1 protein-coding gene is annotated in these 716 nt (G+C 49.0%); it reads right to left on the reverse strand.

What is annotated here, in order from left to right; translation table 11 throughout:
- A partial coding sequence (locus tag B3O33_RS12530; RefSeq protein ID WP_292363747.1) for a RecQ family ATP-dependent DNA helicase occupies window positions 1–716 on the reverse strand: 716 nt, incomplete at both ends.

Genomic DNA, 716 nt, shown 5'->3' on the forward strand with positions numbered 1-716 from the left:
CGGCCGGTTTCCTGATAATAGGCTTCGATATTTTTGGGCAGATTTAAATGCGCCACAAAACGCACATCGGGTTTATCAATGCCCATACCAAAGGCAATAGTGGCGACGATAATCACGCCTTCTTCGCGTAAAAAACGTTGTTGATGATTTGCCCGCATTTGTGAGGTTAAACCGGCGTGATAGGGCAAAGCGATGCGACCCTGATCGGTCAGCCACTCGGCAATCGCATCGACCTTTTTACGAGACAGGCAATAAACAATCCCGGCATCGTTGGCATGCTGGGTTTCAATAAACTGCCAAAGCTGTTGTTTAGCCTGATTGGCTTCGGCAATGGCATAAAAAATATTGCTCCGGTCAAAACTGTTCAGATAGACATTGGCGTCATGCAGATTGAGCTGTTCGATGATTTCAACGCGAGTACGTTTATCCGCCGTGGCGGTCAGCGCAATACGCGGGATATCCGGAAAGCGTTCATGCAACATGCGCAGTTGCTGATATTCCGGGCGAAAATCATGGCCCCATTGCGACACACAATGCGCTTCATCAATGGCAAACAGTGACACCTGTATGCGTGACAACATCGTCAGCGTGCGTTGATTTAACAAACGCTCAGGTGCCATATACAACAAATCGATTTCACCGGCCTCAAGCGCAGACTCAACAGCATTGGCTTCAGCAGCCGATAAGCTGGAATTCAGAAAGGCCGCATTCACGCC

Origin of the sequence: Methylophaga sp. UBA1464 (assembly GCF_002325665.1) — a bacterium.
Classification (GTDB): domain Bacteria; phylum Pseudomonadota; class Gammaproteobacteria; order Nitrosococcales; family Methylophagaceae; genus Methylophaga.